19 protein-coding genes are annotated in these 26455 nt (G+C 50.1%); 10 read left to right on the top strand and 9 right to left on the bottom strand.

Annotation, left to right across the window (positions count from 1 at the left end; all coding sequences use genetic code 11):
• Positions 1-129: 129 nt before the first annotated feature.
• The gene (gene mnmC, locus AB8S08_RS03515; RefSeq protein WP_369743649.1) at positions 130-2061 is read left to right on the top strand and encodes a bifunctional tRNA (5-methylaminomethyl-2-thiouridine)(34)-methyltransferase MnmD/FAD-dependent 5-carboxymethylaminomethyl-2-thiouridine(34) oxidoreductase MnmC; all 1932 of its coding nucleotides are present in this window, start codon (positions 130-132) and stop codon (positions 2059-2061) included.
• On the opposite strand, the gene AB8S08_RS03510 is transcribed toward mnmC, so the two are convergent.
• On the bottom strand, positions 2006-2305 hold the full coding sequence (locus tag AB8S08_RS03510; RefSeq protein WP_110074855.1) for a YfcL family protein: 300 nt from the start codon (positions 2303-2305) through the stop codon (positions 2006-2008). The two genes, mnmC and AB8S08_RS03510, sit on opposite strands and share 56 nt — an antisense overlap.
• A 139-nt stretch (positions 2306-2444) precedes the next feature.
• On the opposite strand from AB8S08_RS03510, the gene fldB reads away from it, so the two are divergent.
• Complete coding sequence (gene fldB / locus AB8S08_RS03505) at positions 2445-2978, top strand: flavodoxin FldB (protein WP_369743647.1); 534 nt, start codon at positions 2445-2447, stop codon at positions 2976-2978.
• Here the strand turns inward: fldB and AB8S08_RS03500 are convergent.
• A complete protein-coding gene (locus tag AB8S08_RS03500; RefSeq protein ID WP_369743645.1) occupies positions 2953-3438 on the bottom strand; it encodes an HIT domain-containing protein in 486 nt (161 codons plus the stop codon). The two genes, fldB and AB8S08_RS03500, sit on opposite strands and share 26 nt — an antisense overlap.
• Positions 3439-3469: 31 nt before the next feature.
• Between AB8S08_RS03500 and AB8S08_RS03495 the strand changes: the two genes are divergently transcribed.
• Positions 3470-5914, top strand: coding sequence for a zinc-dependent metalloprotease (locus AB8S08_RS03495; RefSeq protein WP_369743643.1), 2445 nt, complete (start codon positions 3470-3472; stop codon positions 5912-5914).
• Positions 5915-6007: 93 nt separating this feature from the next.
• On the opposite strand, the gene AB8S08_RS03490 is transcribed toward AB8S08_RS03495, so the two are convergent.
• Together AB8S08_RS03490 and AB8S08_RS03485 are read right to left on the bottom strand one after the other, a co-directional pair.
• Positions 6008-8953, bottom strand: coding sequence for a TonB-dependent receptor plug domain-containing protein (locus AB8S08_RS03490; protein WP_369743641.1), 2946 nt, complete (start codon positions 8951-8953; stop codon positions 6008-6010).
• Between the two features lie 278 nt (positions 8954-9231).
• On the bottom strand, positions 9232-10881 hold the full coding sequence (locus AB8S08_RS03485; RefSeq protein ID WP_369743639.1) for a M28 family metallopeptidase: 1650 nt from the start codon (positions 10879-10881) through the stop codon (positions 9232-9234).
• A gap of 188 nt (positions 10882-11069) precedes the next feature.
• Between AB8S08_RS03485 and AB8S08_RS03480 the strand changes: the two genes are divergently transcribed.
• The 3 genes from AB8S08_RS03480 (at position 11070) to AB8S08_RS03470 (ending at position 16201) form a co-directional block, all read left to right on the top strand.
• Positions 11070-13325: a TonB-dependent receptor gene (locus AB8S08_RS03480; RefSeq protein ID WP_369743637.1), complete on the top strand. Its 2256-nt coding sequence runs from the start codon at positions 11070-11072 to the stop codon at positions 13323-13325.
• 113 nt (positions 13326-13438) lie between these two features.
• A complete protein-coding gene (locus tag AB8S08_RS03475) occupies positions 13439-15730 on the top strand; it encodes an alpha/beta fold hydrolase (protein ID WP_369743636.1) in 2292 nt (763 codons plus the stop codon).
• 69 nt (positions 15731-15799) lie between these two features.
• The gene (locus AB8S08_RS03470) at positions 15800-16201 is read left to right on the top strand and encodes a hotdog domain-containing protein (protein WP_313932471.1); all 402 of its coding nucleotides are present in this window, start codon (positions 15800-15802) and stop codon (positions 16199-16201) included.
• 94 nt (positions 16202-16295) lie between these two features.
• Here AB8S08_RS03470 and AB8S08_RS03465 read toward each other — a convergent pair whose 3' ends face one another.
• From AB8S08_RS03465 to cysS, 3 genes are read right to left on the bottom strand one after another with little or no spacing between them, the layout of a single operon-like run.
• Positions 16296-17165 (bottom strand): MBL fold metallo-hydrolase, encoded by an 870-nt coding sequence (locus tag AB8S08_RS03465; protein ID WP_369743635.1) that lies wholly within the window; start codon positions 17163-17165, stop codon positions 16296-16298.
• 23 nt (positions 17166-17188) lie between these two features.
• On the bottom strand, positions 17189-18721 hold the full coding sequence (locus tag AB8S08_RS03460; protein ID WP_369743633.1) for a leucyl aminopeptidase family protein: 1533 nt from the start codon (positions 18719-18721) through the stop codon (positions 17189-17191).
• A 26-nt stretch (positions 18722-18747) separates the two neighbouring features.
• On the bottom strand, positions 18748-20127 hold the full coding sequence (cysS, locus tag AB8S08_RS03455) for a cysteine--tRNA ligase (protein WP_369743631.1): 1380 nt from the start codon (positions 20125-20127) through the stop codon (positions 18748-18750).
• Positions 20128-20294: 167 nt separating this feature from the next.
• Between cysS and AB8S08_RS03450 the strand changes: the two genes are divergently transcribed.
• Together AB8S08_RS03450 and lpxH are read left to right on the top strand one after the other, a co-directional pair.
• Positions 20295-20804: a peptidylprolyl isomerase gene (locus AB8S08_RS03450; RefSeq protein WP_110074867.1), complete on the top strand. Its 510-nt coding sequence runs from the start codon at positions 20295-20297 to the stop codon at positions 20802-20804.
• A gap of 12 nt (positions 20805-20816) precedes the next feature.
• Positions 20817-21557, top strand: a complete 741-nt coding sequence (lpxH, locus tag AB8S08_RS03445) for a UDP-2,3-diacylglucosamine diphosphatase (RefSeq protein ID WP_369743630.1) — start codon at positions 20817-20819, stop codon at positions 21555-21557.
• Here the strand turns inward: lpxH and miaE are convergent.
• Positions 21554-22309: a tRNA isopentenyl-2-thiomethyl-A-37 hydroxylase MiaE gene (gene miaE / locus AB8S08_RS03440; RefSeq protein ID WP_369743629.1), complete on the bottom strand. Its 756-nt coding sequence runs from the start codon at positions 22307-22309 to the stop codon at positions 21554-21556. The two genes, lpxH and miaE, sit on opposite strands and share 4 nt — an antisense overlap.
• 158 nt (positions 22310-22467) lie before the next feature.
• On the opposite strand from miaE, the gene AB8S08_RS03435 reads away from it, so the two are divergent.
• A complete protein-coding gene (locus AB8S08_RS03435) occupies positions 22468-23064 on the top strand; it encodes a Yip1 family protein (protein WP_153825838.1) in 597 nt (198 codons plus the stop codon).
• A 65-nt stretch (positions 23065-23129) separates the two neighbouring features.
• Here the strand turns inward: AB8S08_RS03435 and AB8S08_RS03430 are convergent, their stop codons facing one another.
• Complete coding sequence (locus AB8S08_RS03430) at positions 23130-24848, bottom strand: GNAT family N-acyltransferase (protein WP_369743627.1); 1719 nt, start codon at positions 24846-24848, stop codon at positions 23130-23132.
• 288 nt (positions 24849-25136) lie between these two features.
• On the opposite strand from AB8S08_RS03430, the gene AB8S08_RS03425 reads away from it, so the two are divergent.
• Positions 25137-26426, top strand: a complete 1290-nt coding sequence (locus tag AB8S08_RS03425; protein WP_369743625.1) for a dicarboxylate/amino acid:cation symporter — start codon at positions 25137-25139, stop codon at positions 26424-26426.
• Positions 26427-26455: the final 29 nt, after the last annotated feature.

The following is a 26455-nucleotide window of genomic DNA, read 5'->3' as shown; positions in this document are numbered from 1 at the left end:
TGTCCTGTCTTGCTGAGCGCTGCTGTATGGTAGCCCACTTCTGAAAAAAAGTGGTCTGCTTTCCGTATTTTTACCTAAAAATTGTTACACTAATGCGCTAGATTAGCCACCTGATTGGATGACTTTTTTGTGAGTAAATTTTTCCCCCAGCCGGTGCAGCCTGCGCAAATCAGCTACAACGACCATGGTTTACCGGTCGCTACCGCTTTTGATGATATTTATTTTACCAACAGCGATGGGCTGGCCGAAAGTCGATACGTATTCTTGCAGCATAACGATCTACCCCAACGCTGGCAAACTCATCCGCATCCGCTGTTTGTAGTAGCCGAGTCTGGTTTTGGTACCGGCTTGAATTTTCTTGCCTGCTGGCATGCTTTTATGCAACAGGCGCCTAGCTCGCTGCGACTGCATTTTGTCTCATTTGAAAAGTACCCCTTAGCCCGCGCTGATTTACAGCGGGCGCTAGCCCACTTTCCAGAGCTAGCAGAGTTACCAGCGCAACTTCAGGCGCATTACCCAGCGGCCGAGGCTGGGTGTCATCGACTGCAATTTGCCCAAGGCCGGGTCACTCTCGATTTGTGGCTTGGTGACATTCTCGAACTACTCCCTGCGTGGCCTTCGCAACAAAGCGTCGATGCATGGTTTTTGGATGGCTTTGCCCCGGATAAAAACCCCGCCATGTGGCAACCTGAATTGTTTAACGCCATGGTCAATCATGCTCGTGCTGGTTGTACTTTTGCTACCTTTACCGCCGCCGGTGCCGTTCGCCGTGGTTTACAAGCAGCTGGCTTTAGTGTGCACAAGGTCAAAGGTTTTGGCCATAAACGTGAGATGCTACGCGGCGTTCTTTGCGAAAAAACAGGTTCTGAACCCACACAGTCCGAGCAAAATGGCGCTGCGAGAGCGACCTCTAAGGCACCGCAATTAGCCATTATTGGCGGAGGTATCGCAGCAGCTTGCTTGGCTTGGTCACTGACCCGCCGCGGTCACGCGGTGACCTTGTATACCACGGGTATCGCTAGTGGCGCCTCAGGCAATGCGCAAGGTGCAGTCTACCCTCTGTTACATGCGCAATTCAGTCCGCTAGCACAGTTTTTTGTCGGTGCCTTTCATCAGGCTCGCCAGTTTTATGCACAGTATGCACCCGCCTGTTGGCATCCAAGCGGAGTCTTGCAGCTCGGCTTTAATCAGGAGCGCCAGCAACGCCAACACAAACTTTTAGCCGCCCAACTGTACCATGCAGAAACCGTGCATGGCTTGAGCGCTGCCGCCACTCAACAACATTGGGCGGAATTACCAGCGCAGCCAAGCTTGTTTTATCCGCGCGCCGGTTGGGTCAGTCCGGCCAAACTCGTCGCTGATTTATTGCAGCAATGCGGCGAGTTGTTAACCATCATTGAATTAGGAAAAGAACTGGGTAAAGAGCCAAGTAGCGGGCACCAAGCCATTACCGCCATCAAGCCACATGCTTCTGGTTGGCACCTCTATAGTGGGGATAGCTTAGTTGGTCGCGCTGATCTGCTGTGGGTCGCCGCCGGCGCCGGCATGCAGCAGTTACTAGCGCCGTGGCAGTTGCAATTCAGTAATGTGCGTGGCCAAGTCACTCAGGTGGCAGCAACAGCAACCAGCAGTAGCTGCCCAACGGTGGTCTGCTACAAGGGCTATTTTACGCCTGCCGAAGACGGTCGTCATTGTGTTGGCGCCACCTACGCGCGCAACTACCCAGCCAGCTTAGCGCAGCAACCACAAACGGCCGATCAGCAGGAAAATTTAGCCACCCTGATTGATAATCTGGGGCCGGCTGCCAGTGCTTGGACCGAGCAGTTAGAAGCTGTAGCTGACCGTGCCGCCGAGCGCAACACCACCCGCGATCATTTGCCCGCCTGCGGCTGGCTCACTCCCACCTTAGCAGTCTTAGGTGGGCTCGGCTCACGTGGGTTTACCAGTGCGCCCTTGGCCGCAGAAATATTAGTCAGCCAATGGCTGCAAGAACCCCTGCCCTTGGCTACTGAGCTGCTGCAGCGGTTGGCTCCGCAACGGCTTCAAGCTGCGCCAGCATAGCCTGTATATGAACCATGTCGGCCGGTGCTAATTCGTGCTTGGCGTGCTCTACTGAAGCACGCACCGCCGGCAAAATGGCTGTGGTTTGGGCCAGCTCTTGCAATTCCAATTGCGCCACCACCAAATCAAAATGGCCGCGCAAGTAGCCGCTGGCAAACAGTTCGTCGTCTGTGCCTGTCACCACCGCACGCTCAAAAACTTCTTCTAATTGTTCCACGTATTGCTGAAACTCTGCTGATGCCATCACCTACTTTCCTTCACCCAAACGTTACTTAAGCCACCTGTTGGCGTGGCTGTTGCAGTGCGCAAGAATACCATAAGCCAAGGCATTTCTGATACACTAGTGCCACCTTGATTGAGATAACGCAATGCTGTGAGGAAGAATGACCACACCGATAGGATTATTCTACGGATCCACCACCTGTTTTACCGAAATTGCAGCGGAAAAAATTCAAGCTCAGTTTGCCCCAGGCGAAGTCGAGCTGTTTAATATCAAAGATGTACCTCTGGCTCATGCAGAGCAGTTCGAGGTACTTATTTTTGGCTTATCAACTTGGGATTTTGGTGAAATTCAAGAAGATTGGGAAAGCCATTGGCAAGATATCGGCCAGTTGCAGCTCACTGGTAAAAAAGTGGCGCTGTTTGGTATGGGTGACCAAGTGGGTTACACCGATTGGTTTCAAGATGCACTAGGCATGCTGCACGATGAGCTCGCCAGCCACGCCAATACCCGTGGCTGCATTCGATTAGGTTTCTGGCCGAACCAAGGCTATGACTTTGCCGCCTCAAAAGCCCTCATCAACAACGACGAATTTTTTGTCGGCCTAGCGCTAGATGAAGACAGCCAATACCAGTATAGCGATGAGCGTATTGCGCAGTGGTGTGTGCAACTTAAAGAAGAGCTTGCCAGCGTGTAAGCTCTTGTTGCTGCTGGGCTGCGGCAAATCGTAACGCGGCTGAGTGGCCCCATACTGGCCCTGGCCACGCAGGATCATTGGGCTGACGCAGCAGCACATGAATATGCAACTGGCTCACCACATTACCTAGCGCGCCGACATTGAGCTTAACCTTTTGCTGGCGTTGCCGCGCATCCTGTAACAGCATCTCACTTGCTTGTTTGATCTCACGCGCCAACTGCACTTGGTCGGCCTCGCTCAAGTCAACAAACTCGGTCATATCAGCCCGCCGCGGCACCAACATCAGCCACGCGTAGCGTTGATCGTCAAACCGTCGCAGCTCACACAACGGCCAGCTTGCTAACCAAAAGCTATCGGCCGCTAAACGTTCATCAAGCTTGAAATTGGCATCATCTTTTGGCCCGTTAGTCGTGCTTAGGTTAGTTTCTGCTGGCGCTTTGGTATACCCTGTGTCTGACATTTTGTATTCCGTTTTTCAGTGGATGATTATCATGCAATGTATAACTTTATCTCGGCGTTCAATAGGCGTACTTAGCTTAGCTGGCTTTATTGCTGTGAGCTTAATCAGCAGTACTGCCATCGCAACTCCCGCTCAACCCTCGGCTCCTTCTGCGGCAACAGCTCCGTCAGCTACCAATGAGCAAAGCTCGGCTATTGCTACTTTTACGGCAAAGATGCAGCAGCACCAAGGCTTTTTTAGCTTTTATCACGATCAGCACCAAGGCAATATCTACCTCAAGGTGCCACGTGCGCAAACCCAATTTATTTTTCAAACCAGTTTGCCGTGGGGCTTAGGCTCTAACGACATAGGTTTAGACCGCGGTCAATTAGGAGCTACTCGGCTAGCAAGTTTTTTAATTGAAGGCGATAAAGTGTTGTTGCAACAACATAATACCAAGTTTCGCGCTAATAGCGACAATGCGGCTGAGCGCGCCAGTATCGAGCAAGCCTTTGCTAGTTCAGTCATTGCGGGTTTTAAAGTAGTCGCTGCCGATGCCGATGCAGTACTGATTGATTATACGCCGTTCTTACTCAGCGATACCCATGGCGTGGTGCAACGCTTGGTTCAGAGCAAACAGGGCAACTATAAGGTCAATAGCGCTCAATCAGTGATTTATCCTGCGCGTAGTAAAGCTTTTGCCGACAATACCGAGCTCGAAGCTAAACTCACCTTCAGTGGCCAAGCCAGTGGCAGTTACGTCAACCAAGTGGCCGCCGATGCCAATCAGCTGACTCTGCACTTGCATCACTCTTTTATTCGATTACCTGATGCCAATTACCAACCGCGGCAATTTCATCCGCAAAGTGGGTTTTGGAGTGAGGCCCATCAAGACTATGCCGCCCCGTTAGGACAACCACTCACGGTGCAATACATTCCGCGCCATCGGTTAAGCGCGACCAACCCGATCATCTATTACCTAGACCCCGGCGTACCCGAACCGGTGCGTACGGCGCTACTTGACGGAGCAAAGTGGTGGGCGGAAGCTTTTGAAGAAATTGGCTACCCTGACGGCTTTCAAGTACGCGAGTTGCCAGCCGATGCCGATCCGATGGATGTGCGCTACAACGTCATTCAATGGGTGCACCGAGCCACTCGCGGCTGGTCTTACGGCGCGTCAATTATCGACCCCCGTACCGGCGAAATTATCAAAGGTCATGTAACGCTCGGCTCTCTTCGCGTCCGTCAAGATATGCTCATTGCCCAAGGCTTACTGGCACCTTATCAAGACCACACCGATACCGCCACACAGCAGCAATTACTTGCTGATATCGAGGCCATGGCGCTGGCACGGATTCGTCAGCTATCAGCCCACGAAATCGGTCATACATTAGGGATTGCCCATAATTTTGCCGCCAGCAGCCATGACCGTGCTTCGGTGATGGATTACCCCCATCCTTTAGTAAGTTTAAGCACCAATGAGCAAGGTTTAAGCTTGGCCGGAGCCTACACCGAAGGCCTCGGTATTTGGGATAAGCAAGTGGTAGCTTACGGCTATGGTGACGGCGATTTAGCCAAGGTGCTCGAGCAGAATCGTCGGTTGGGCTTAAGCTTTATCTCAGACCGTGATGCGCGTGCTCCTGGTGGCGCTCATCCTGACGCCCATTTATGGGATAACGGCAGCGATGCGGTCACCGAACTAGAGCGTATTCTCGCGGTACGCGCCACCGCTTTGCAGCAATTTGGCCTGGCCAACTTAGCCGCTGGCCAACCCTTAAGCCAGTTGCAAAATGTGTTAGTCCCGGTGTATTTACTGCATCGCTATCAAGTAGAAGCCGCCGTAAAAATGCTTGCTGGAGTGCATTACGATTACAGCGTGAAAGGTGAGCCCTTGCGACCTGTACGGGCGGTCAATGCTAGCCAACAACAGCGCGCACTGCAGGTGTTAATGAAGACGCTACAAGCCGATACCTTGCGTTTACCCACCGCAATACACGACTTACTCACTGCACCGGCCTACGGCGAGGGCTACGACCGTGAGCGCTTTACTGGGCTTACTGGATTATTGCCAGATACCGATAGCATGGCGGCCAGCAGTGCCCGTTTTACCCTTGATTTGCTGTTACAGCCACAACGCCTTGAGCGCCTCGCGCAACAGCATAGCAAAACGCCAAGTATCCCTAGCATTAGCACTCTGTTAGCGGCCCTAGCAGACACTACTCTAACTCCGGCACAAGCCGCCTCGGCGGATACCCTGACGCAACGGTTAGCCTTTGAAACACTGACTGCGGTGGCTCAGGTCTATCAGCAACAACAGCTCAGTGCGGTCGTCAAAGCTCCGCTGTGGCAGTTTTTACAACAGCAGCAACAGCAATGGCAACAGGCGCCAGCCTCAGCCCATCAAGCCTATGTGGTGTATGCACTCGAGCAGTTGTTAGAGCATCAACGTTGGCCGGTGCCGGCTGCTGCAGCCCTACCACCGGGTTCGCCAATCTAAAGAGTCTCACCTACCCAGCAGGCATAAAAAAAGAGGCCAAGTCGTTATCCGACTTGGCCTCTTTTACAAGAGCTTATAACAAGCTTAATACCATTAGAACGAGTAGTTCAAGTTGATGAACACTTGACGACCGAACTGATCGTACTGTGAGTACATCATCGCATTACCGGTAGTGTATGAGTAAGCTGGGCTACCTAATGGTGGCTTCTTATCAAACACGTTCGTAATACCTACGGTTAAATCAATATCGTTTTCAAACTGCTTAGATACTGACGCAGTATGGTAGAAAGTCGTTGGCGCTTCAGCTTTAAAGTACACTGGAGTAAGACGATAGGTAGTTGCTGAACCCTTGATGTATTCACCGTAGTTGTCAACTTTACCAGCATAACGAGTGGCCCAAGTATAGGTCCAAGTATCACGCTCTAATGAGGCAGTGATAGTACCTGAATGACGTGGGTTACCTAACAAGCCTACGTACTGCTCTGGTTGGCTATCAGCAAACTGCTGGTAAGTACGCTCGATTTGGATAGTGTGGTCTAAACGCAGACGTAAATAACCCATCGGGGTATCGTCTTGATAGCTTAACACGGTATCCACACCACGTACGTACTGGCTAGCAACGTTAACGTAACCACCGTAAACTTCATCGATACCCCAGTTACCAGTTTCAGTACCGTCGTTACGAGTAAAGCGATCACAGAACGGTTCGTTTTCGAAATCATCTGAGCGATAACATAAGTTTAGGATACTTACGCCGGTGATATCGTCCACTTGGTTGTCGATACGCACTTGGTAATAATCAACTGACGCTGCAACCGTACCTTCTGGGCTACTCCAAACAATACCTACACCTTCAGATACTGAGGTTTCAGCTTTCAGAGTACCAGCGCCACCACCTGTGTAGGCGGTACCAGAACCGAAGTCTTGTGCGTAATCGCCAGGGATACCGTCAGCTTGACAGTTGGCTAGCACACGCTCGTTGATGCTACCAGCTTCTTGACGCTCTGCCCAATTCCAGCATGGATCGCTACGCTGATCAAAGAACGCTGATTGGTCGCCTAAGTACAATTCAAACAACGCCGGTGAACGGAACGAAGTACCACGTGATGCACGTACGCGCAAATCTTCAGTAATTGCCCAGTTTGCACTGATCTTGAAGGTGGTGTCGCTACCGTAAGTGTTCACGTCAGTCCAACGGGCAGAACCGGTTAAATCTAATGAGTACACACCTGGTAAATCGCGTAGTACTGGAACCTGAATCTCACCATAAGCAGCTACGGTGGTTTGACGACCGGCAGTAATACCAGCGCTACTCATACCCCATGAGTTACCTTGTAAGGTTTGCTCTCCGGGAGTGTCCACAATCGAGTCAGTTTGATAAGCCACACCAACTGCAGTGGCTACGGTACCGGCTGGTAAATCAAATAAATCACCGGTGATGTAAGCATCAACAGTATCTTGTTTGTAGATGGTTTTACCATGGTCCATACCGAATAAGAAATCACGGGTACCTTGGTCAAAGTTACCGCGAACGTATTCTGGATCAAAGAAATCAATTGCATAACAAGCGCGTTGTGAAATAGGTGATACTTCACCTTCACATGGGTCACCCCAGATCGCATTAGCGGCCATTTCTAGCGCATCTTGCATGATAATCTTGGTGTCATAAGTACCGCTGCTTAAGCTACGCTGCCAAGAAATATCCCAGTTCCAGAAGCCTAGTGAACCTTCCAAACCTACCACACCACGGGTGTAGTCGATGGTGGTAACGCTACCAGAGTGATCTGTTACAGCCGTTGGATCTAAATAGACATCACCTTCCCAGCCAGGTACCAAACCAGCCCATGCAGGGATGTAGGGTTCCCAGAATTGGCGGTAGCTGTTGATTTTAGTTTCACGCACACTGTGCAAGATTTCTGAGTAGAAACGCACGTTGTCAGACAAATCATAATCGGCCTGCGCATACAATGACCATGCTTCAGTACGTGGTACCATGGTTTGCAAGTCTTGGAACGGGTGATCGGCATCTAACCAACCATCAGTAAGCTTGTCGTAGCCCACTGGGTACCAACCTTCTGGTACGCCAATGTCACCTGGGTTAACCGGGTTGTAGGTTGGCAAACCAGCTGCTGCTTTAGAACCATCGTAATCGTAGTTCTGAATGGTTGACAGGTAGTTACCTGCGCCGTTGTACCATAACCACATACCGTAAGGTAAATCGTTACAGTGATAGTTACCGGTACGTGGGTCGATCGGATCAGCACGCTCACCAGTGGCTTGATCGATCAAATAACGCTGTTCACAAGCAAAGTGGTCGCGATCTCCGCGGGCCAATTCTTGTTGTAAACGGTAATCAGCAACCACACGGAATGATCCTTTATCAAAGGCTTGACCGTAAGTACCATTCAAACGGTAGTTTTCACCACCTGATTCAGTTGGCTGATTGGCACTGAAGTTAATCGCTGATTCATCACCTTTTTTAGTGATGATGTTGATAACACCAGCTACCGCATCAGAACCGTATAAAGACGACGCACCGTCTTTTAAGATTTCAACTCGTTCAACGGCAGATACCGGAATCGAGTTCATATCAAACGCAGCTACTTGACCACGAGTACCGGCAGGCCCTGCACGGCGACCGTTCAACAATACGAGGGTACGGTTCGCACCTAAACCACGCATTGAGATAGACTCGTTACCAGCACCACCTTCGGTTACGCTACCTACCGACATAGCTGCAGTTAACTGGTTTGAACCAGAAGCCACAGTAGAGGTACGTAGCAATTCACCCAAGGTATTTAAACCTTGTTCAACGGCTAGTTCGGTGGAAATAACTTCAAGTGGGGTAGGATTATCCATACCGTCGGTACGAATACGCGAACCTACAACGGTAATACGTTCCGCTTTTTCTTCCGCATCGGCGTTCTCATCTTGATCAGTGACATCTTGTGCATATGCACCAGCTGATAACAGCGTAGAGGCTGCACCAAAAGCTAAAGCAAGACGTACTGATTTGGCGATGTGACTATCTTTCATCATCTCTCCAGATCATATTTTATTTTTGTAATCAACAAAAAGTCAGGAAACTTTTTGCCAGAAGCACTGTCGCAAAACAATGACTGACCTTCAATGTATCCAATTTCTTTATAAAATTACAAGTAAATAACGGAATATTCTTGCTACAGAGCGGGAAAATAGCGACTAACGACGGGCTTGATTTGTGCTTGCTACGCTATATGTATAACTTATGTAAAGGCGATATACAAAAAAGCGCAGGTCCAAAACCCGCGCTTTTTAAGCTAGTTAAACTTAAATCATTAATCGAGCTTGGCAAAAAATGACTCAGGCAACCAACGCGGACGCTGCTGCTGATTAGCAATTTCTTCGCCAATGGCATAGTTGATGTTGGTAAAGACCACGCCGGCATCGTAATTAATGGGTAAGTCGGTCGAGTCGCTAGGGCGATGATAGTGCTCAGCAAAGAACTTACCCCACACTTCACCACCGTTTTCATCTTCATTTTTAGCGGTAAAGCCAGTCATTAAAAATACCGCTGGTACGCCTTTCTTCACGAATGGGTAGTGATCTGAGCGAGTAAAAATCGCCTGTTCTGGCATCGGATCTTCGCTCAGCTCGATACCATACTTGCCGGCTGCACTGGCCACTGTCTCACCCAAGGTTGAATGGGTTGAGCCAAATGCAATCACGTCGGCAAAATCATACAACAACACCGGCATATCAAGGTTCACGTTAGCTACGATATTTGCCAAAGGCACTGTCGGTTGATGCGCAAAATAGTCCGCACCCAACAGACCACGCTCTTCGGCTGTCACCGATAAAAACAACACCGAACGCTTCGGAGCGACGCCTGATTCCACAAACATTCGTGCCGTTTCTAACATCACAGCAACGCCTGAGGCGTTATCCATGGCACCATTGTTAATGTGGTCGTCTTGGCTTAGATCTTTGGTGATACCAATATGATCTGAATGTGCGGTGTAGAGCACGTACTCATGTTTTAACTGTGGATCGCTACCCGGTAATACCGCCGCAACATTCGGGCTGCTAATTTCTTCGTGGCGAGAAGCGCGTGTAAGCTGTGCTTCAAAACCTAATTCAAAACTAGGCACCGGCTCGCCTGCTTCAGCTGCCGCAAAAATATCTGTTAAGCTCTGCGGAGCCTTAGCAAATAATGGCGCTGCTGCTTCGTGATGCAAATAGGCACCCGCGGCAATATTTTTGTAGGCCACATTGGGTTCACCATTTGGCTGCAACCAGCGCACTGTAGGCGCCCGTTGATACATAGCCCCTACTTCAAAAGGCCTTACTTTTTCGCGCTCTGGGCTATGCAGCGTGATAATGCCTACCGCTCCGCGCTCAGCTGCAAATTTTGTTTTGCTGCTATTCAGGTGGGCACCTTCTTCGCTTGGTAAATCGGCTGGACGGCCAGTAAGCATCACCACAATTTTACCGTTAACATCCACCCCAGCATAATCGTTTAAACCAAACGCTTCTGATACCAAACCATAACCAACAAACACCAGCGGCGCAGTCACATCATCCTGCTCGGTGTAGGCGCTGGGCCCGGTAATAAACTGCTTAGGATAATCAAACTCAATTTCAGTATCGCCGTTGCGCACGGTGAAAGTGGCTGAGTTTTCTTCTAAGTAGCTCCGTCTGAATTTAATGCGCTGAAAATAAGTGCCATCATCACCAGCCGGTTCTAGGCCCAACTGCTTAAACTCGGTGGCAATGTATTTAGCTGCAATTTCATGCCCCTGACTGCCGGTGTCACGGCCCTCAAGTTCATCACTAGCTAAAAATTCTAAGTGGGCTTGCAAAGTACTGGCATTGGCAGTCACTGCGGCAGCAGTGCTGTTATTGCTAGCCTCGGTGTCGGTCACATCATTGCAACCGACCAAGCTTGCCGCGATCAGCGTCAAGCCAAACATCGAAATTAAGCGCATAAAGGGTTCCATTCATGGTGTATTTGTTATTTTTCGCACCACAGTTTAGCGATAAAGACCACTGGCAACAATAGCCTAAGCAACCACACTGGGTAGGAATGACCCTATTGCCTCGTGCAAAAACCCGTGTTATTGTTACATTATAACATTACATAGCTTACCTCATTATGACTGTGGAGAAAGTATCAATGCCTGTTGTTCAAGCGACCCTTGCTAGGTCACAGAAACCTATCAAAACATCCATAAAAGCACTCAGCTTGATGGTATCAAGCTTGCTTGCAGGTGTTGTGGTTACTGGCTTTAGTAGCAACACTCTGGCCCAAGACCAAGGCGCAACCACAGCCACCGAAAGCACCACAGAAGCAGCACAGCATCAGCATCAAGACACTGAAGTGATTGTTATCACCAGTAGCCCGTTGGCTCGTACTGCCTTAGAATCGGCGCAACCCATCAGCGTTATGGCTGGCGATGAACTGCGTGAAAATCAAGCTCACACGCTGGGCGACACCCTCATGCATGAGCCTGGTATCAACGCCACTCATTTTGCTGGAGTTGCCAGTAGCCCGATCATTCGTGGCCTTGATGGTCCGCGGGTTAAAATCGCCCAAAACGGCTTAGATAGTGCCGATGTCTCACGCGGCTCACCGGACCATGCGGTCACTACCGAGACCTCGGTAGCTGAGCAAGTCGAAATTTTTCGTGGTCCCGCCACCTTGTTGTACGGTAGTGGTGCCATCGGAGGCGTGGTTAACGTTGTTGACCAGCGCATTGCGCAAGATTTTGTCGGCGGCAGTCGCGGCTTTTATGGCGTGAACCTTAATACCGCCAGTAACTTGCGCGATGCTACCGTCGGTTTTAATGCTGATCATAAAAATACCGTGTGGCACGCTGATGCCTTTATTCGTCGTAGCGATGACTACGATGTTCCAAGCTTTACCAATGACGAGGGTGAAAACCTCACGCGCATTAACAACACCTTTGTGGATGCTGAAGGGGTAAACCTTGGCGTCAGTTATCTGTTTGACCAAGGCTACTTTGGCGTTTCTTACGGACGTTTAGAGCAGCAATATGGTATTCCTGGGCATGACCATGCCCACCAAGATGACCATGCTGATGAGCACGCCGATGAGCATGAACACGAGCACGAGGCTGAGGTGCATGCCGAGGTCGGCCCCTTCGCTGATCTTTGGCAGAACCGTATCCAAGTACACGGTGGCTGGCTCACGCCTAGCTTACAAGGCATTGAAAAAGTAGAACTTCGCTACGGCTTTACTGATTATCAACATCAAGAAATTGAAGATCAACTGCCCTCAACCACCTTTACTAACGAACAGCATGAATTGCGTTTAACCGCAAATCATGAGCCGCTGGCAGGCTGGCAGGGTGCCTTTGGCTATCATTATTTTGACCAGCAACAGAGCGCTTTTGGTGCCGAAGCCTATACTCCAGCTTCAACCACCGAGCGACATGGCTTGTTTTGGTTGCTGGAGCGCGAAATTAACCAAGTCACCTGGCAAACTGGGGTGCGTTACGAGGATGTGAGTGTCAATGAGTACTCATTCCAACCGGTATCCGCATCATTAGGCTTAACTTACCAGCTGCAGCCAGGAGTTCAGCTCTCAGCAAACCTCAGTCATGCCCAACGGGCTCCGTCGGCCAATGAGCTATTTGCCAATGGTCAGCACTTGGCAACTCGTACCTACGAGCTTGGCTTAACCTATCAACTCGATGCGATAAGCGACCACCATCTGCATATTGAACCAGCAACAAAGGCACCGCGCAAAGAACAATCCAATAACATCGATCTTGGCTTGCACCTAAACTTAGCCAGTTTCCATTTAGACTGGACCATGTTCTATAACCGCATTGATGATTATGTATTTAATGCCTACAGCGGCTTTGTTAGCAGCGACATTGCTCACCACCATGAACACGACGAACATGCCGAACAACCAGGCGAAGCTCATGACCATGATCATGGCGGTGCTTTGCCCATCGTCGCCTATCAGCAACGTGATGTTGAACTTTACGGCTACGAACTAAGTAGCCGCTGGGAAGTCACCGAACAGGTTGAGTTCACTGCTTTTAGCGATTACATTCGTGGCCGCGCCCGCGATGGTGGCGACAACCTGCCGCGCATTCCAGCCCAACGTTTAGGTGCGGAGGGGCGTTATCAAGCCGACCAATGGGAAGCCAAGTTAGGCTACACCTGGTACAACAGCCAAACCCGAATCACTGCGTACGAAACTACCACGCCTAGCTATGGCTTACTCAATGCCCAGCTTAATTTATTTCCGGTGGCGTTACAGCAGCATGGCATCACCCTATACCTAAAGGCCGAGAACCTAACCGACGAACTCGGTTTTGTGCATAGCTCGTACCTCAAAGATGACGCTCCCATTCGTGGACGTAATTTTAGTATTGGTATACGTGGTGAATTCTAGCGCACACAAGGCGCACTTTACCGCACCTTAACTCAGTTGGCGGCCTGCTTTGATACACTGCTTAAATATTACTTAATGCTACAAGTAAAATTTAACACAGGAACCTAGCAGGCATGCCCACTGCGATTAGCATTGCGATTTTAACGTTAAGCCTCTTCTTCACCGCTTTAGCGCCGGCTGCGGCTCGGGCGGACACTGCTGATTTTGATATCGAGCGCATTTTTTCTGCTCCTAGCCTAACCACCACAGCCCCACAGCGCATTCAAATCTCCCCCTCTGGTGAGTGGGTCAGTTATTTGGCTGGCTCTGCTGATGCTCCGAACGTTTACGATTTGTGGTTGTACCAAGTACGCGAAAATAAACATCAACGCTTAGTTCAAGCAGCTGATCTCACTGCCAGTGATATTACTCTCTCTGCTGAAGAGCAGGCGCGCCGTGAACGCATGCGCATCAGCGCCAGCGGTATTGTTGATTATCAATGGTCGCCAGATAGCCAGTCACTGCTCTTTCCTTTGCAGGGACAATTGTATTTATACGACATCGCCAGCGGAAACACCCAGCAGCTCACCAATGCGGATTACTTCGCCACAGATGTACGCTTTTCTCCGCTTGGCAATTACATCAGCTTCGTTCATGATTATAACCTCTGGTTAATTGATCTCGCCCAACAGCGCACGTTACAGTTAACTGAAAGAAGCAGTGCCACTGAGCAATTTGCAACGGCTGAGTTTGTCGCCCAAGAAGAAATGAAACGCATGACGGGCTATTGGTGGAGCCCCGATGAGCGTCATATTGCCTTAACTCGAGTCGATTTGAGCCAAGTGCCGATTCAAACTCGAGTGGATATTCATGCCAACCAAAGCACCTTGGTACAACAACCCTACCCTGCGGCAGGACAAACCAATGCGTTGGTTGATTTAGGGGTATTAAGTTTACCCACCGAGCTGTCGCAAGAGTCTGCCGAGCAACTCTCGCAGCCACTCTCGCAGCAACTCAAGCCACAATGGTTTAACTTGCCGAAACGCCATGGCAGCGGCTACTTAGCCCGAGTTAACTGGGTGCCCGACAGCAAACGGCTGAGCTATCAGTGGCAGAACCGCCTGCAGCAACAACTGAATCTTTATGTGCAGGACATCAACACAACAGGTGCGCCCCAACTGGTGCTGCAAGAAACCAGCGCACAATGGGTGAATCTGCATGATGATTTGCACTTTATGGAAGATGCTCGTCACTTGGTTTGGGCCTCTGAACGTAGTGGCTTCAAGCATCTTTACTTGTACCGTTTGGATGGCAGTTTGATTCGCCAACTCACCAGTGGCGATTGGAATGTCGATGAAGTAAGTCATGTGGATGAAATCACTGGGGTGGTTTATTTTACTGGCCGCAAACAAACCCCTCTAGAGCGCCATCTCTACCGCGCCAGCTTGAACACCAATACTCCTAGTCAACCGAGTCAGCTCAGTCAGCGCCGCGGCATGCATCAAGTGGTGTTTGCCGGCAACGGACGCAGCTATATCAGCTATTTTTCCAGTGCCAAGCAACCACCTCAAGTAAGTTTACATGGCCCCACCGGTGAGCGCATCGTCTGGCTGCACGAGAATAAAATCAATGCCGAACATCCCTTGGCACCCTATATCGAGCAATGGAGCTACCCAGAATTTGGCGAACTCACTGCCGCCGATGGCCAGACCCTCTATTACCGCGTACACAAACCACCCATGATGGCCGATAACCGTCGTTATCCGGCCGTCGTTATGGTTTACGGTGGCCCGCGTGCTCAGCGGGTAACCAACAGCTGGGGTGATTATTTTACCCAATACTTAGCGCGCCAAGGCTTTGTGGTCTTTGCCTTAGACAATCGCGGTAGTGGCAACCGTGGCCGCCAGTTCGAAACCGGTATTTATCGACAGTTAGCACAACTTGAAGTTGCCGATCAACAGTTGGGAGCGCAATGGCTTGCACAACAAAGCTATGTGGACGGTGAGCGCATTGGCGTATTTGGCCACAGTTACGGTGGCTATATGGCGTTGCACCTTATTTTACGGGCCCAGCAACAATTTGCGGCCGCTGTAGCCGGTGCTCCGGTCACCGACTGGGCGCTTTATGACACTCATTATACCGAGCGCTACATGGGCACCCCGCAAGATAATCCAGATGGTTACCGGGCGGCAAATGTGATGACCTATGCGAAGCAGTTACAACGCCCCCTGCTGATTTATCACGGCATGGCGGACGACAACGTACTGTACAGCCATACGGCATTGCTCACCTGGCAGTTACAACAACAGATGCTGCCCTTTGAGATGATGGCATACCCCGGTAAGGCACACGGTTTAAGCGGCCGCGAGACTAGTATTCATCGCTACCAAATGATCGCAGACTTTTTTGCCAGACACTTACAATAAGTTATACTAAGTAACCGTACAGGTTGTACTCTAAGTATCACTGACAGTTCCACAAAGGAGTGGGTGTTCATGCGCTTTTTATCTCGTCGTTTGGTTATGCCTAATGATTTGAATTTTGCCGGTTCGTTATTCGGCGGTCGTATTCTCGAATGGATTGACGAAGAAGCTTATATCTATGCGGCCTGCCAGCTAGATGCCAAAAGCTTAGTAACGAAACACATTGGCGCCATCAGCTTTGAAACCTCTGCGTATCAGGGCGATGTGGTTGAATTTGGGTTAGGTGTCAAAAAGGTGGGTAAAACCTCTGTGACCGTCACCTGTGTGGTGCGTAATAAGCAAACCAAACAGAATATTTGCGTGGCCGATGACATTGTATTTGTTCACATCGACCCAACCAGCCGCACGCCACAGCCCCACGGCAAAACAAAAGCACAGTTGGATGCGATCGAGATCGAAACTCCAATCATGTAAGGTTGGCGCTTCCATTCACTAACGCCATAACTGACAAAAAAGCCGCTGACAGTACCACTGTAGCGGCTTTTTATTGTTGTAGCGCAATCCAAACTTATTGATATAGGGTACGAATCCAGCGCTCTTCGTTAATAAAGCTCCATGACCAAGCCTGCCATTGCTCGCTTAAGCCATGCTCGATCACTTGCTCAACACTCATGCCTTGCTGCTTCAACGTAAGTACTTCTTCGCGCGTCGCCTCAATCATGTGCACTAGGCGTAACCAATCTGCTCGTTTAGATAAAGGCCCATGGCCCGGGATGATCTGAGTTTGTGTATCTAGCTCGGCAATCACCGTCCGTACATTATCAATAAAGCCTTGCACGTTGCCGCCCGCGTTTAAATCGATAAACGGAAAGCGATCAACAAAGAACAAATCACCGGCGTGAATGACATTTGCTTGCGGAAACCATACCACCACATCGCCATCAGTATGACCGTTTGGATAATGCTGCAGCCGCACGCTCTGGCTACCAGCCTTCACTTCTAAGCCATCGCTAAAGGTCACTTTAGGCAGGCCATCACGGTCAAATTTATCGTTTGCCGCTAATCGTGTTTTGACATTCTCATGAGCCACGACCATCACCCCGTTGCGAGCGAACGGAGCATTACCATCAGTATGGTCACCATGAAAATGGGTATTTACTAGAGTTTTAATCGGTTGCTCGGTCACGGCCGCAATCGCCGCAGTGATCTTGTCTGCTAACCCTTGGTACTGGGCATCGATCATGACCACGCCATCATCACCTACATAAACGCCGATGTTGCCGCCCATACCCGTGAGCATATACACATTGCCTGCAACTTGCGTGGCTTTAACCTCAACCTCAGCAAGGTTAGCCTGTGCCGACGCTGGTGCTGCAACAAGCAAGACCAATGCGGCCCACGCCGTCTGTTTTAACTGAACCAGTTTAAATCCACGCATGTTACTGTCCTCAAAGTTAGCTATTAACGGTGCAAGTAACAACCAGCAAAGCTAGCCACAGGCGTCGCCGTAGGCTTACCATGTTGCCAATCACCGCCTTCTACCCCACTCCCAGCAATATCGACATGCACATAAGGGAGCGGTTTGTTGCTGTCACTACCGTGTTTATCTAAACCCGCGGCAATGGTTAAAAATGCCATCGGGAATTGGTGCCCACGTGCAGTGGTTGCTGAAGGGCCATTGTTACTTGATAAAATGTCATCGGCCTTAGTCCGCGGTGCGACAAATTTAAAATCTTCGCGCCGAGACCACGAAATTTCACTCGGGTCACCGTAAACTTCACCGGCTTCCCATAAGTTATCCGTGATAGCATTTACGCGCGCTGGACCATTCGGGATCAACGCCGTGTAAGGCCCCTTCGCTAAGGCTGCATGGCCGGTTAAGGTCGCCACACTAAAGAGTTGTGGATTGGTGTATTGATGCGCTTCTCTACGCAGATGAGATAATAAGTCGGCCAAGAGGAGACGGCCCTCAGCATCAGTATTACCAATGCGCACTCGTACGCCACTGTGACCGGTGATGATTTCATCAGCAACAAAAGCTTCCGCGCCAATGCTGTTGCGCACCACGCCTAACTCAGCTACCACACTCACGGTGTCTGGACGCATCAAGGCGACGGTTTTCATAAACCCAGCCACACCTGCAGCGCCACCTTTATCACGGCTCATGCCAGCCATATGGCCACCGGTTTTGACATCCGCACCACCGGTGTCATAAACAATACCCTTACCAGCCATCAGCAAGGTTTGCTCGGGCTGTGGAGCTTTGTATTCAAGCCGAACCACGCACGGCAAATGGCGCTCCACTCCAAGTGAGGCACGCGCAACTGCCATTAACAACGGGTATTCATGTTGCAATTGTTGCACGTCATCAATGACAGTTACCCGCACCGGACTGTGGGCAAAAGCCTGCTGACAGTACTCGGCAAACTTCGGCGGTGCCATCCGCTCAGGCTCGGTTCCACACAGGTCACGGGCAACTCGCTTGCCCGCCTCTACGGCTTCTAACCAACTGGCATCTAGAGCACCGACAATACCAATGCTGCTGACCGTTTCTAACTCAGCCTCACCGAGTGCTTCACGCGCCTCTAACGGCTCATACAAAGCCTGGCAAGCGCCCCAGTAGGCTACCGCTTCAGCTTGCCCATAACGCGCTTGCTGTGGCACCCCAAACACCACCAATAAAGGTTTGCTGCTACCCGCTTGCTGGGCAATGCGTGCCCCAGTACCAGCAGCTTCGGCAATCACGCGCACGTCATCGTAATCCCGCTCCAACGACCCAGTCGGTGCCAAAATTAAGCGTCCGCCCGGCACCTCAGCAGCGACTAACAAGGCTTGCTTGCCAACCCGTTTGTCCAATTGCGCCGCTTGTTCAATAAAGTCGGCAAAGTCTTCTGGTAAGTCTTGCGCAAAATCGCCCACCACAATCACCGCATCAAAGTCGCCGGTCATCGCCGCATGATAATTATCTAACACTTGCGCTGTAGGAAATCCCATAAGGTACCTCGTTGTCTGTGAGTGAGTTAACCGCGACGCCAGCGGGTGCCGGTGGCGGTATCTTCTAATTCAATCTGCATGGCTGCCAACTTGTCGCGGGCGGCATCGGCTCTGGCCCAATCTTTAGCGGCCCGGGCCGCGTTACGCTCGGCAATTAAAGCTTCAATTTCCACCACGTCGGCATCAGCACCTTGCAAGAAGGCAGCTGGGGTTTGTGTCAATAAGCCCAACAACTGGCCCAGTTGTCGTAGTTGTGCGGCATAAGCTCCCGCCGCTGCGCTATCGCCAGCGGTGAGCGCACGGTTTACTTCGCGCGCTAATTCAAATAATACGGCTAAGGCTTCTGGGGCATTAAAGTCATCGTCCATCGCTGCATAAAAGCGATCATGCATGTCTGCCGCAGCAGGCTCTGAAGCAGCTACTTCTGGCGCATCACGTAACGCTGTATACAGACGTTCTAAACTGGCCCGCGCCTGCTCCAAGTTGTCTTTAGAATAGTTCAATTGCGAGCGATAATGGCTCGATAACAAGAAATATCGTACCGTCTCGGCGTCAAACTGCGCCAACACATCGCGAATGGTAAAAAAGTTACCCAACGATTTCGACATTTTTACTTCATCTACTTGCACCATACCACTATGCATCCAGTAATTCACATAAGGACTATGGTTGGCACAGCAGCTTTGCGCTACTTCGTTTTCATGATGTGGGAAAATCAAATCAGAACCGCCGCCATGAATATCAAAGTGCTCGCCTAAATGGCGTTTATTCATGGCTGAACATTCAATATGCCAGCCCGGACGCCCAGCCCCCCAAGGCGACTGCCAGCTTGGTTCATTCGCTTTCGCTTGTTTCCACAACACAAAATCTAAAGGATCTTGTTTATTATCGGCGACATCTACCCGCGCGCCAGCTTGCAGCTGTTCTAAGTTTTGCCGACTCAGTTGGCCGTATTCTTTGAAGGTACTGACATCAAACAGCACATCACCATCGTTAGCTACGTAGGCATGACCGTCAGCGATTAAACGCTCAATCATCACAATGATATCTTGCATGTGGCCGGTCACCGTCGGCTCAATATCTGGGCGTAACAAATTCAGCGCATCAAAATCATCATGCATAGCTTGCGTGTAACGTTCGGTGACATCCGCAATAGCTTCGCTATTTTCTTGCGCGCGGCGGATGATTTTATCATCCACATCGGTGATATTGCGCACGTAGGTCACCTCAAAGCCGCGGGCTCGTAGGTATCTGACAATCACATCAAAGGCAACATAGGTGCGCGCATGACCAATGTGACAGTAGTCATAAATAGTTACACCGCACACGTACAGCTTTACCTTACCTGGAGTAATGGGCTTAAACTCCTCTTTTTGGCGGGTTAAGGTATTAAAAACTTTCAACATGTACGGCTGCTCCTGTATAAGGCCAAATAAATTTAAAAATGCTAGCTTGATATCATAACGCAAGGTGCAGCCTTGCCACAAACAATGCTAAACTGCGCGGGTTAATTTTTCCGAAAAGCAGCGATCCTTTTTGCTGTTTCGTTTATTTATTTAGTTTGGAGTAGCTCATGTCTGCCAATCCTCAGGTAACCCTGCACACCAACCACGGTGATATCACCCTCACCTTGTTTGCTGATAAAGCCCCTAAAACCGTTGCAAACTTCCTCACTTACGTGCGCGAAGACTTCTACAACAACACCTTGTTTCATCGTGTTATCAAAGGTTTTATGATTCAAGGCGGTGGTTTTAACTTAGAAATGGTGCAAAAGCCTACCCATGACGCCGTTGCCAACGAAGCTAACAATGGCGTTAAAAATAACAAAGGCACCATCGCCATGGCGCGTACTCAAGATCCACATTCAGCCACCGCTCAGTTTTTTATTAACGTTGCTGATAATGACTTCTTGAACTTCCGCAATGAAAGCATGGGTGGTTGGGGTTACTGTGTGTTTGGTGAAGTTGTCGCCGGCATGGATGTGGTTCATGCGATTGAACAAGTTCGTACCTCGCACGCTGGTTTTCACCAAGATGTGCCGGTTGACGACGTGGTGATTCAAAGCGTGTCTATCGCTGAGTAAGTTCGATTACTGATGGCAGCCACCACCTGGTTTATTGCTGATCTTCATTTGAGTCCAGCGCGGCCCGATATTACCGCGCTGTTTCTGCAGTTCTTGCGCCAGCAAGCGCCCAATGCAGATGCCCTCTATATTTTAGGTGACTTATTTGATGCTTGGATAGGCGATGACGATAACAGTGATTTCGCTCAGAGCATTCAAGCGGCATTGGCTGAACTAACTCAGCAGGGGGTTGCCGTTTATTTTATTGCCGGCAATCGCGATTTTCTCATCGGCCCAAGCTTTGCCACACGCACTGGCGTTACTTTGTTGCCAGAGGCAAGCGTGATTGATTTGTATGGCTGTCGAACCTTAATCATGCATGGCGATAGCCTCTGTACCGACGATGTTAGCTATCAACGGTTCCGGCGGATCATTCGTCACTCTTGGCTCACCAAGCTGTTACTGCGATTGCCGTTGGCTTGGCGCATGCGGATTGCCAACAAATTGCGCGCCAATAGCGCCACCCAGAAACCTCTCACCGATGCTCAACTTAAGATCATGGACGTCAACCAGTGCGCCGTGGAAGAGGCAATGCAGCAGCACCAAGTGCAATGGTTGATTCATGGGCATACCCATCGCCCCAATATCCATCAGGTAACACTAGCCAACCAAGCCCTCGCGCAACGCATTGTGCTTGGTGATTGGTATCAACAAGGCAGCTGGTTAGCAGTGACCGCACAAGGGTTGCAATTGCACACAGCGCCATTGCGCTAACTGGCGGCCGGTACCCCGCTATGAAATTTAAAATCTTCGTCAGGGGTTAAAATCAATTCCGCCTCGCGTTCGCCAAAGAATTGCACCCGTGCACTGATGTCCTGCCCAGCAATCGCCGTGGCCAAACTCAAATAATCTTGATAATGCCGAGCTTCTGAACGCAATAGCGAGATATAGAAATCACCAATATCAGCTGGCAAATAGGGCGCTATGCAAGCAAAGCGTTCACACGAGCGTGCCTCAATGTAGGCCCCACAAATCAGCTTGTCTATTAACGCCTCTGGCTCGTAAGTACGCACATGCCGGAGCAACCCGCGAGCATAACGGCTCGAGCCAATGGTATCGTAGGCTACCTGATGCCGCTCCATCACTTCTAACACCTGATAAAAATGATGCAGTTCTTCTTTTATCAGCAACACCATCTTATCAATTAATTCTTGTCCATAAGCTGAGCGGGCCGCCGGTATCATCGATTTTTTCAAGGGCCGATTAGCTAAACTGCGCCAATCGCCTTGCTTACGATAAGTAAAATCCTCATAGGGCTTCAACCATTGCAGCAACGCCTCACCGCTGGCTTCATCAACAGCATAACGGCGAATTAAAAACATCGCTGATTGCGCTGCCTTCAGCTCACACACCAGATGGTCGAGCAACAACACCGGCAACTGCTCAGGGCGCTTGGCCTGAGCTAGCCAAGCAGCCGGCGTGGCACAGTGTAAAAAACCGCGAATGGGTTGCAATAATTCGTCCAAACAAAGACCTCGTTTTATTTCACTACTTTTTTTAGGGTTAAATCATGCAATTTCCTTGACTATGCCGAAAAACCGACCAATATTTAAGTCAAGGCGCATAAAAAAGCGTCAATGGCAATTATAAAACCACAGAATAACAACAGAAGTTGAGGTATATCATGATTTTAAATCATATTTGGGGACTATACGCACATCCGGTTGATGAATGGAAAACCATCGACCAACGGCACGAAAGCATCACTTTCTCACTCACGCACATTCTTTTAATTGCACTTATCCCTTGTGCCGCTGCCTATTACGCATCTGCGCATCTTGGCTGGAGCATCGGCGCCCGAGAGCTGACCTATCTCACCCAAAGTAGCGCTGTCACCATGGCCGTAGCCATGTATGCAGGCATTATTGCTGCGGTGTTTGCGTTAGCTTATTTGGTGCACTGGATGGCAAAAACCTTTGGTGCTGAGCCCACATTCACGCAATCTCTTGAACTTGCTGCCTACACGGCAACTCCGGCTATTATGTCTGGGGTGGCTGCATTGTATCCAGAATTGTGGTTCGTCACCATGGCCTTTTTAGCGGGTATCGCCTATTCAGTGTATCTGCTGTATTCAGGGGTACCGATTTTAATGCACATCCCTGAAGAGCGTGGCTTTATCTATGCCAGCTCAGTAGTCACTGCCGGACTAATTCTCTTGGTTATTTTGATGGTAACTTCGGCCATCGTCTGGACCAATGGGTTTGGCCCGCAGTACATGTAATCCCCTGTAGTAAATGTTGAAAGTAAGCTTGATATTGAAGTAACTGGCGCGGATTTACTTACTGGTCATTGACTAGAACCAGATAAGTACCGCGCCTTTTTTCCCGGTTTTAATCGCGTGATATCCACCCACACCAAGCCATCCACAGCATCCGCAAAGTCAGCATCCACATTAAATCCAATAAACCTTACCCCACCCGGTTCACAAAGGTCCGCATATTGTTTGTACAAGGTTGGGATAGCGACGCCCTGGTGCGCCAAATGATGCTTTAAATGGGTGAAATCTTGCAAATAATCCCCGCTGGGCGGCGGTAGCGGACGTTCAAGGGCTTGATAAGGAGCGCGCGGCACCGCTAAGCCATCAGGGTCCGGAAATTGTTCGGTAAAAAACTGCACCATGGCATCTTGGGCTAGCTTGGGCAAACTGGCGCTCATGGTCACAGGCCCAAACAAATAGCGATATTCAGGATGACGTCGCAACAAAGCGCCAATCCCTTGCCATAAATAATCCAAACTACGTTTGCCCCAATAACGCGGCTGTACGAAGCTACGGCCTAGCTCTAAGCCTTGCTCCAACAACGGCAACAATTGCGGCTGATACTCAAATAAGGTCTGGCTATAGAGCCCTGCCACCCCATGCTGAGCTAGAATCGCCTTGGTATCACCTAACCGATAAGCTCCTGCAATTTCAAGATCCTGCGGGTCCCATAGAATCAAATGCAAATACCAAGTATCAAAATTATCCAAATCACGACGCTTACCTGTGCCCTCATCTACCGCTCTAAAGGCGACCTCGCGCAGGCGTCCTAGCTCGCGCATGATCGGCGAGTTGCCCTGATAGCGATACAAGTAAATGGATTTACCATCGGCGGTTTCACCAAGGCATTCGCAATCTTGTAGGGCTTGTTGTAAGCGTTCGCGCGCTTCGCTACGAGCGATCGGACGCTGACTTTTCAGCAAGCCGGGACGGTCTTGACCCAATCGATACACATGCTTCCGAAACAGCTTTGCCCGCATGGGTAAACTAAGTTGATCCCCAGCAAAGGAACTTAACGGGATCAACTCACCGATACGAAAATTAATATGTCCTGAACGTTGCCGCACCATCTCTTGCACCAGTAACAAGGTAGCAAGTGGCTTATACAACATGGAGGCGCCATAAAACCAAGGCGAATTATGCGCACCAATAAAAACCGGCAGTACTGGTGCCTGACAGCGCAGCGCTAGTTTCAAAAAGCCAGTTTGCCAATGGCCGTCACGCACTCCTTGCGGGCGTAAACGCGACACTTCACCGGCCGGAAATACAATCAAAGCACCTTCATCTTGTAGGTGCTGATAGACTTTTTTTAGCCGCTCACGCTCGCCAGCGCTGCCATTGCTGCCTGACCTAAACACCCGCACCGGAAACATCAGTTCTTGCAGTGGTCCGATCGCCCCGAGCATATCGTTGGCCAGAATTTTCACATCGCCACGCTGAGCGCTCACTAACTTTAATAACGCCAAACCATCCAGCGAGCCAATCGGATGATTAGCAACAATAACGACCCGGCCATGGCTAGGAATATGATCGAGCTCGTTATCTCTAGCGGTATAAGTAAAGTTAAAAAAGTCTAATACTTGCTCAACAAATTCAAGTCCTTGTACCGCCGGATAGCGGCGCTCAAACTCTTGTATGTGTTGTTCGCAGAGTAATCCGCGTAAACACCAAAGCAGCGGTCGTTGCAGCAACTGGTGCTGATACACCGCGGGCAATGTCGTTGCAGCTACTTGTTCTACCTGAATCATAAGCGTCTCACTTTTGGCAGGGCCGAAACCTAGGTGATAGGTGCAGCTTTAGAGCCTTAAGGTAGCTGGTTAACGTGACGGTACTATGTCAGCAACATGTCAGCGACATGTCAGCCTCATGACAACAATATGTCACCAAGATGTCCTTACCAGCTCAGCAGTAACAAGGTTAGCGGGAGCATTTGCGCCAAAACGGTACAGCTGTGCGATAAATTCTGCTAGGCTAACGGCACTTAATTGCGCACAATAGCGCAACTTTTATCTCGATTGACATGCAGGATTCCTCCTATGAGTGAGAACAACAAGAAGCTGAGTCTTACCAGCCGCATCGTGATTGGCATGTTTGCCGGTATTATTGTCGGCATTTTGCTAAAGGCACTATTCCCAGACAGCACCCTGGTCGAAGGTTATTTATCAAAAGGATTGTTCTTTGTGGTGGGGCAAATCTTTATCAGCTCGCTACAGATGCTGGTCGTGCCTTTGGTGTTTGTCTCGTTAGTGGTAGGCACTTGCTCACTCAGTGATCCTAGCAAATTGGGACGTTTAGGCGGCAAAGCTGTCGGTCTTTATTTAATCACCACAGCCATAGCCATCACCTTAGCCATTTCGTTGGCTGTGTTAGTGCAGCCGGGCACCGGCATTGAGCTAGACACCAATGCGACCTACGAGCCGAAAGCGGCTCCGTCGCTGGCTCAAGTCATTATTGACCTCTTCCCAACCAACCCCTTTAATGCGTTCGCTAACGGCAACATGTTGCAAATCATTGTCTTTGCCCTGCTGTTTGGTATTGCCATGGCGTTGGTAGGCAAGCCGGGTGAACGAGTTAAAACCTTATTCGAAGACTTTAACGAAATCATCATGAAGTTGGTCATTATTCTGATGAACATAGCTCCGTACGGGGTGTTTGCGCTGATGGCCAAACTGTTCGCAGAAACCTCGTTTGAGACCATCTTCAGCTTAGCTAAATATTTCTTATTGGTGCTAGCAGTACTCTTTATCCACATGCTGATCACCTATCCGATTATTCTGAAAGGATTAGCTGGCATGAGCCCGCTAACTTTCTTGAAGAAAATGCGTGAGGTACAGATTTTTGGTTTCAGTACGGCCAGCTCTAACGCGACCATGCCAGTAACTCTAGAAACCGTGACCAAACGCTTGGGCGTACACAACAGTGTCGGCTCGTTCACGGTACCTCTTGGTGCGACCATTAACATGGATGGCACCGCCATCATGCAAGGGGTAGCCACTGTCTTTATCGCGCAGGTTTATTTAGTTGACCTCACCATGGCTGATTACCTGATGGTAGTACTCACCGCAACCTTAGCCTCGGTAGGAACCGCCGGCGTGCCCGGCGTAGGGATGATCATGCTGGCCATGGTGTTGGGCCAAGTAGGCTTACCGGTAGAAGGGATTGGCTTGATTATTGGTGTCGACCGGCTCCTCGATATGACTCGTACCGCGGTCAACGTCACTGGTGATGCCATGGTATCGGTGATAGTGGCCAAAAGCGAAGGAGCCTTGGATGAAGATGTGTTTAACGATGCCAAGGCCGACATCGACGAGCGTAATCTGTCCTGATAGCAAACGCCGGTTGCAGCTGAGCTGGT

The organism is Pseudidiomarina sp. PP-1MA (assembly GCF_041200125.1).
In the GTDB taxonomy this organism is placed as follows: Bacteria; Pseudomonadota; Gammaproteobacteria; order Enterobacterales; family Alteromonadaceae; genus Pseudidiomarina; species Pseudidiomarina fusca.
Note: the sequence above shows the minus strand (reverse complement) of the source record. Positions and strands in the feature narration are given on the sequence as shown.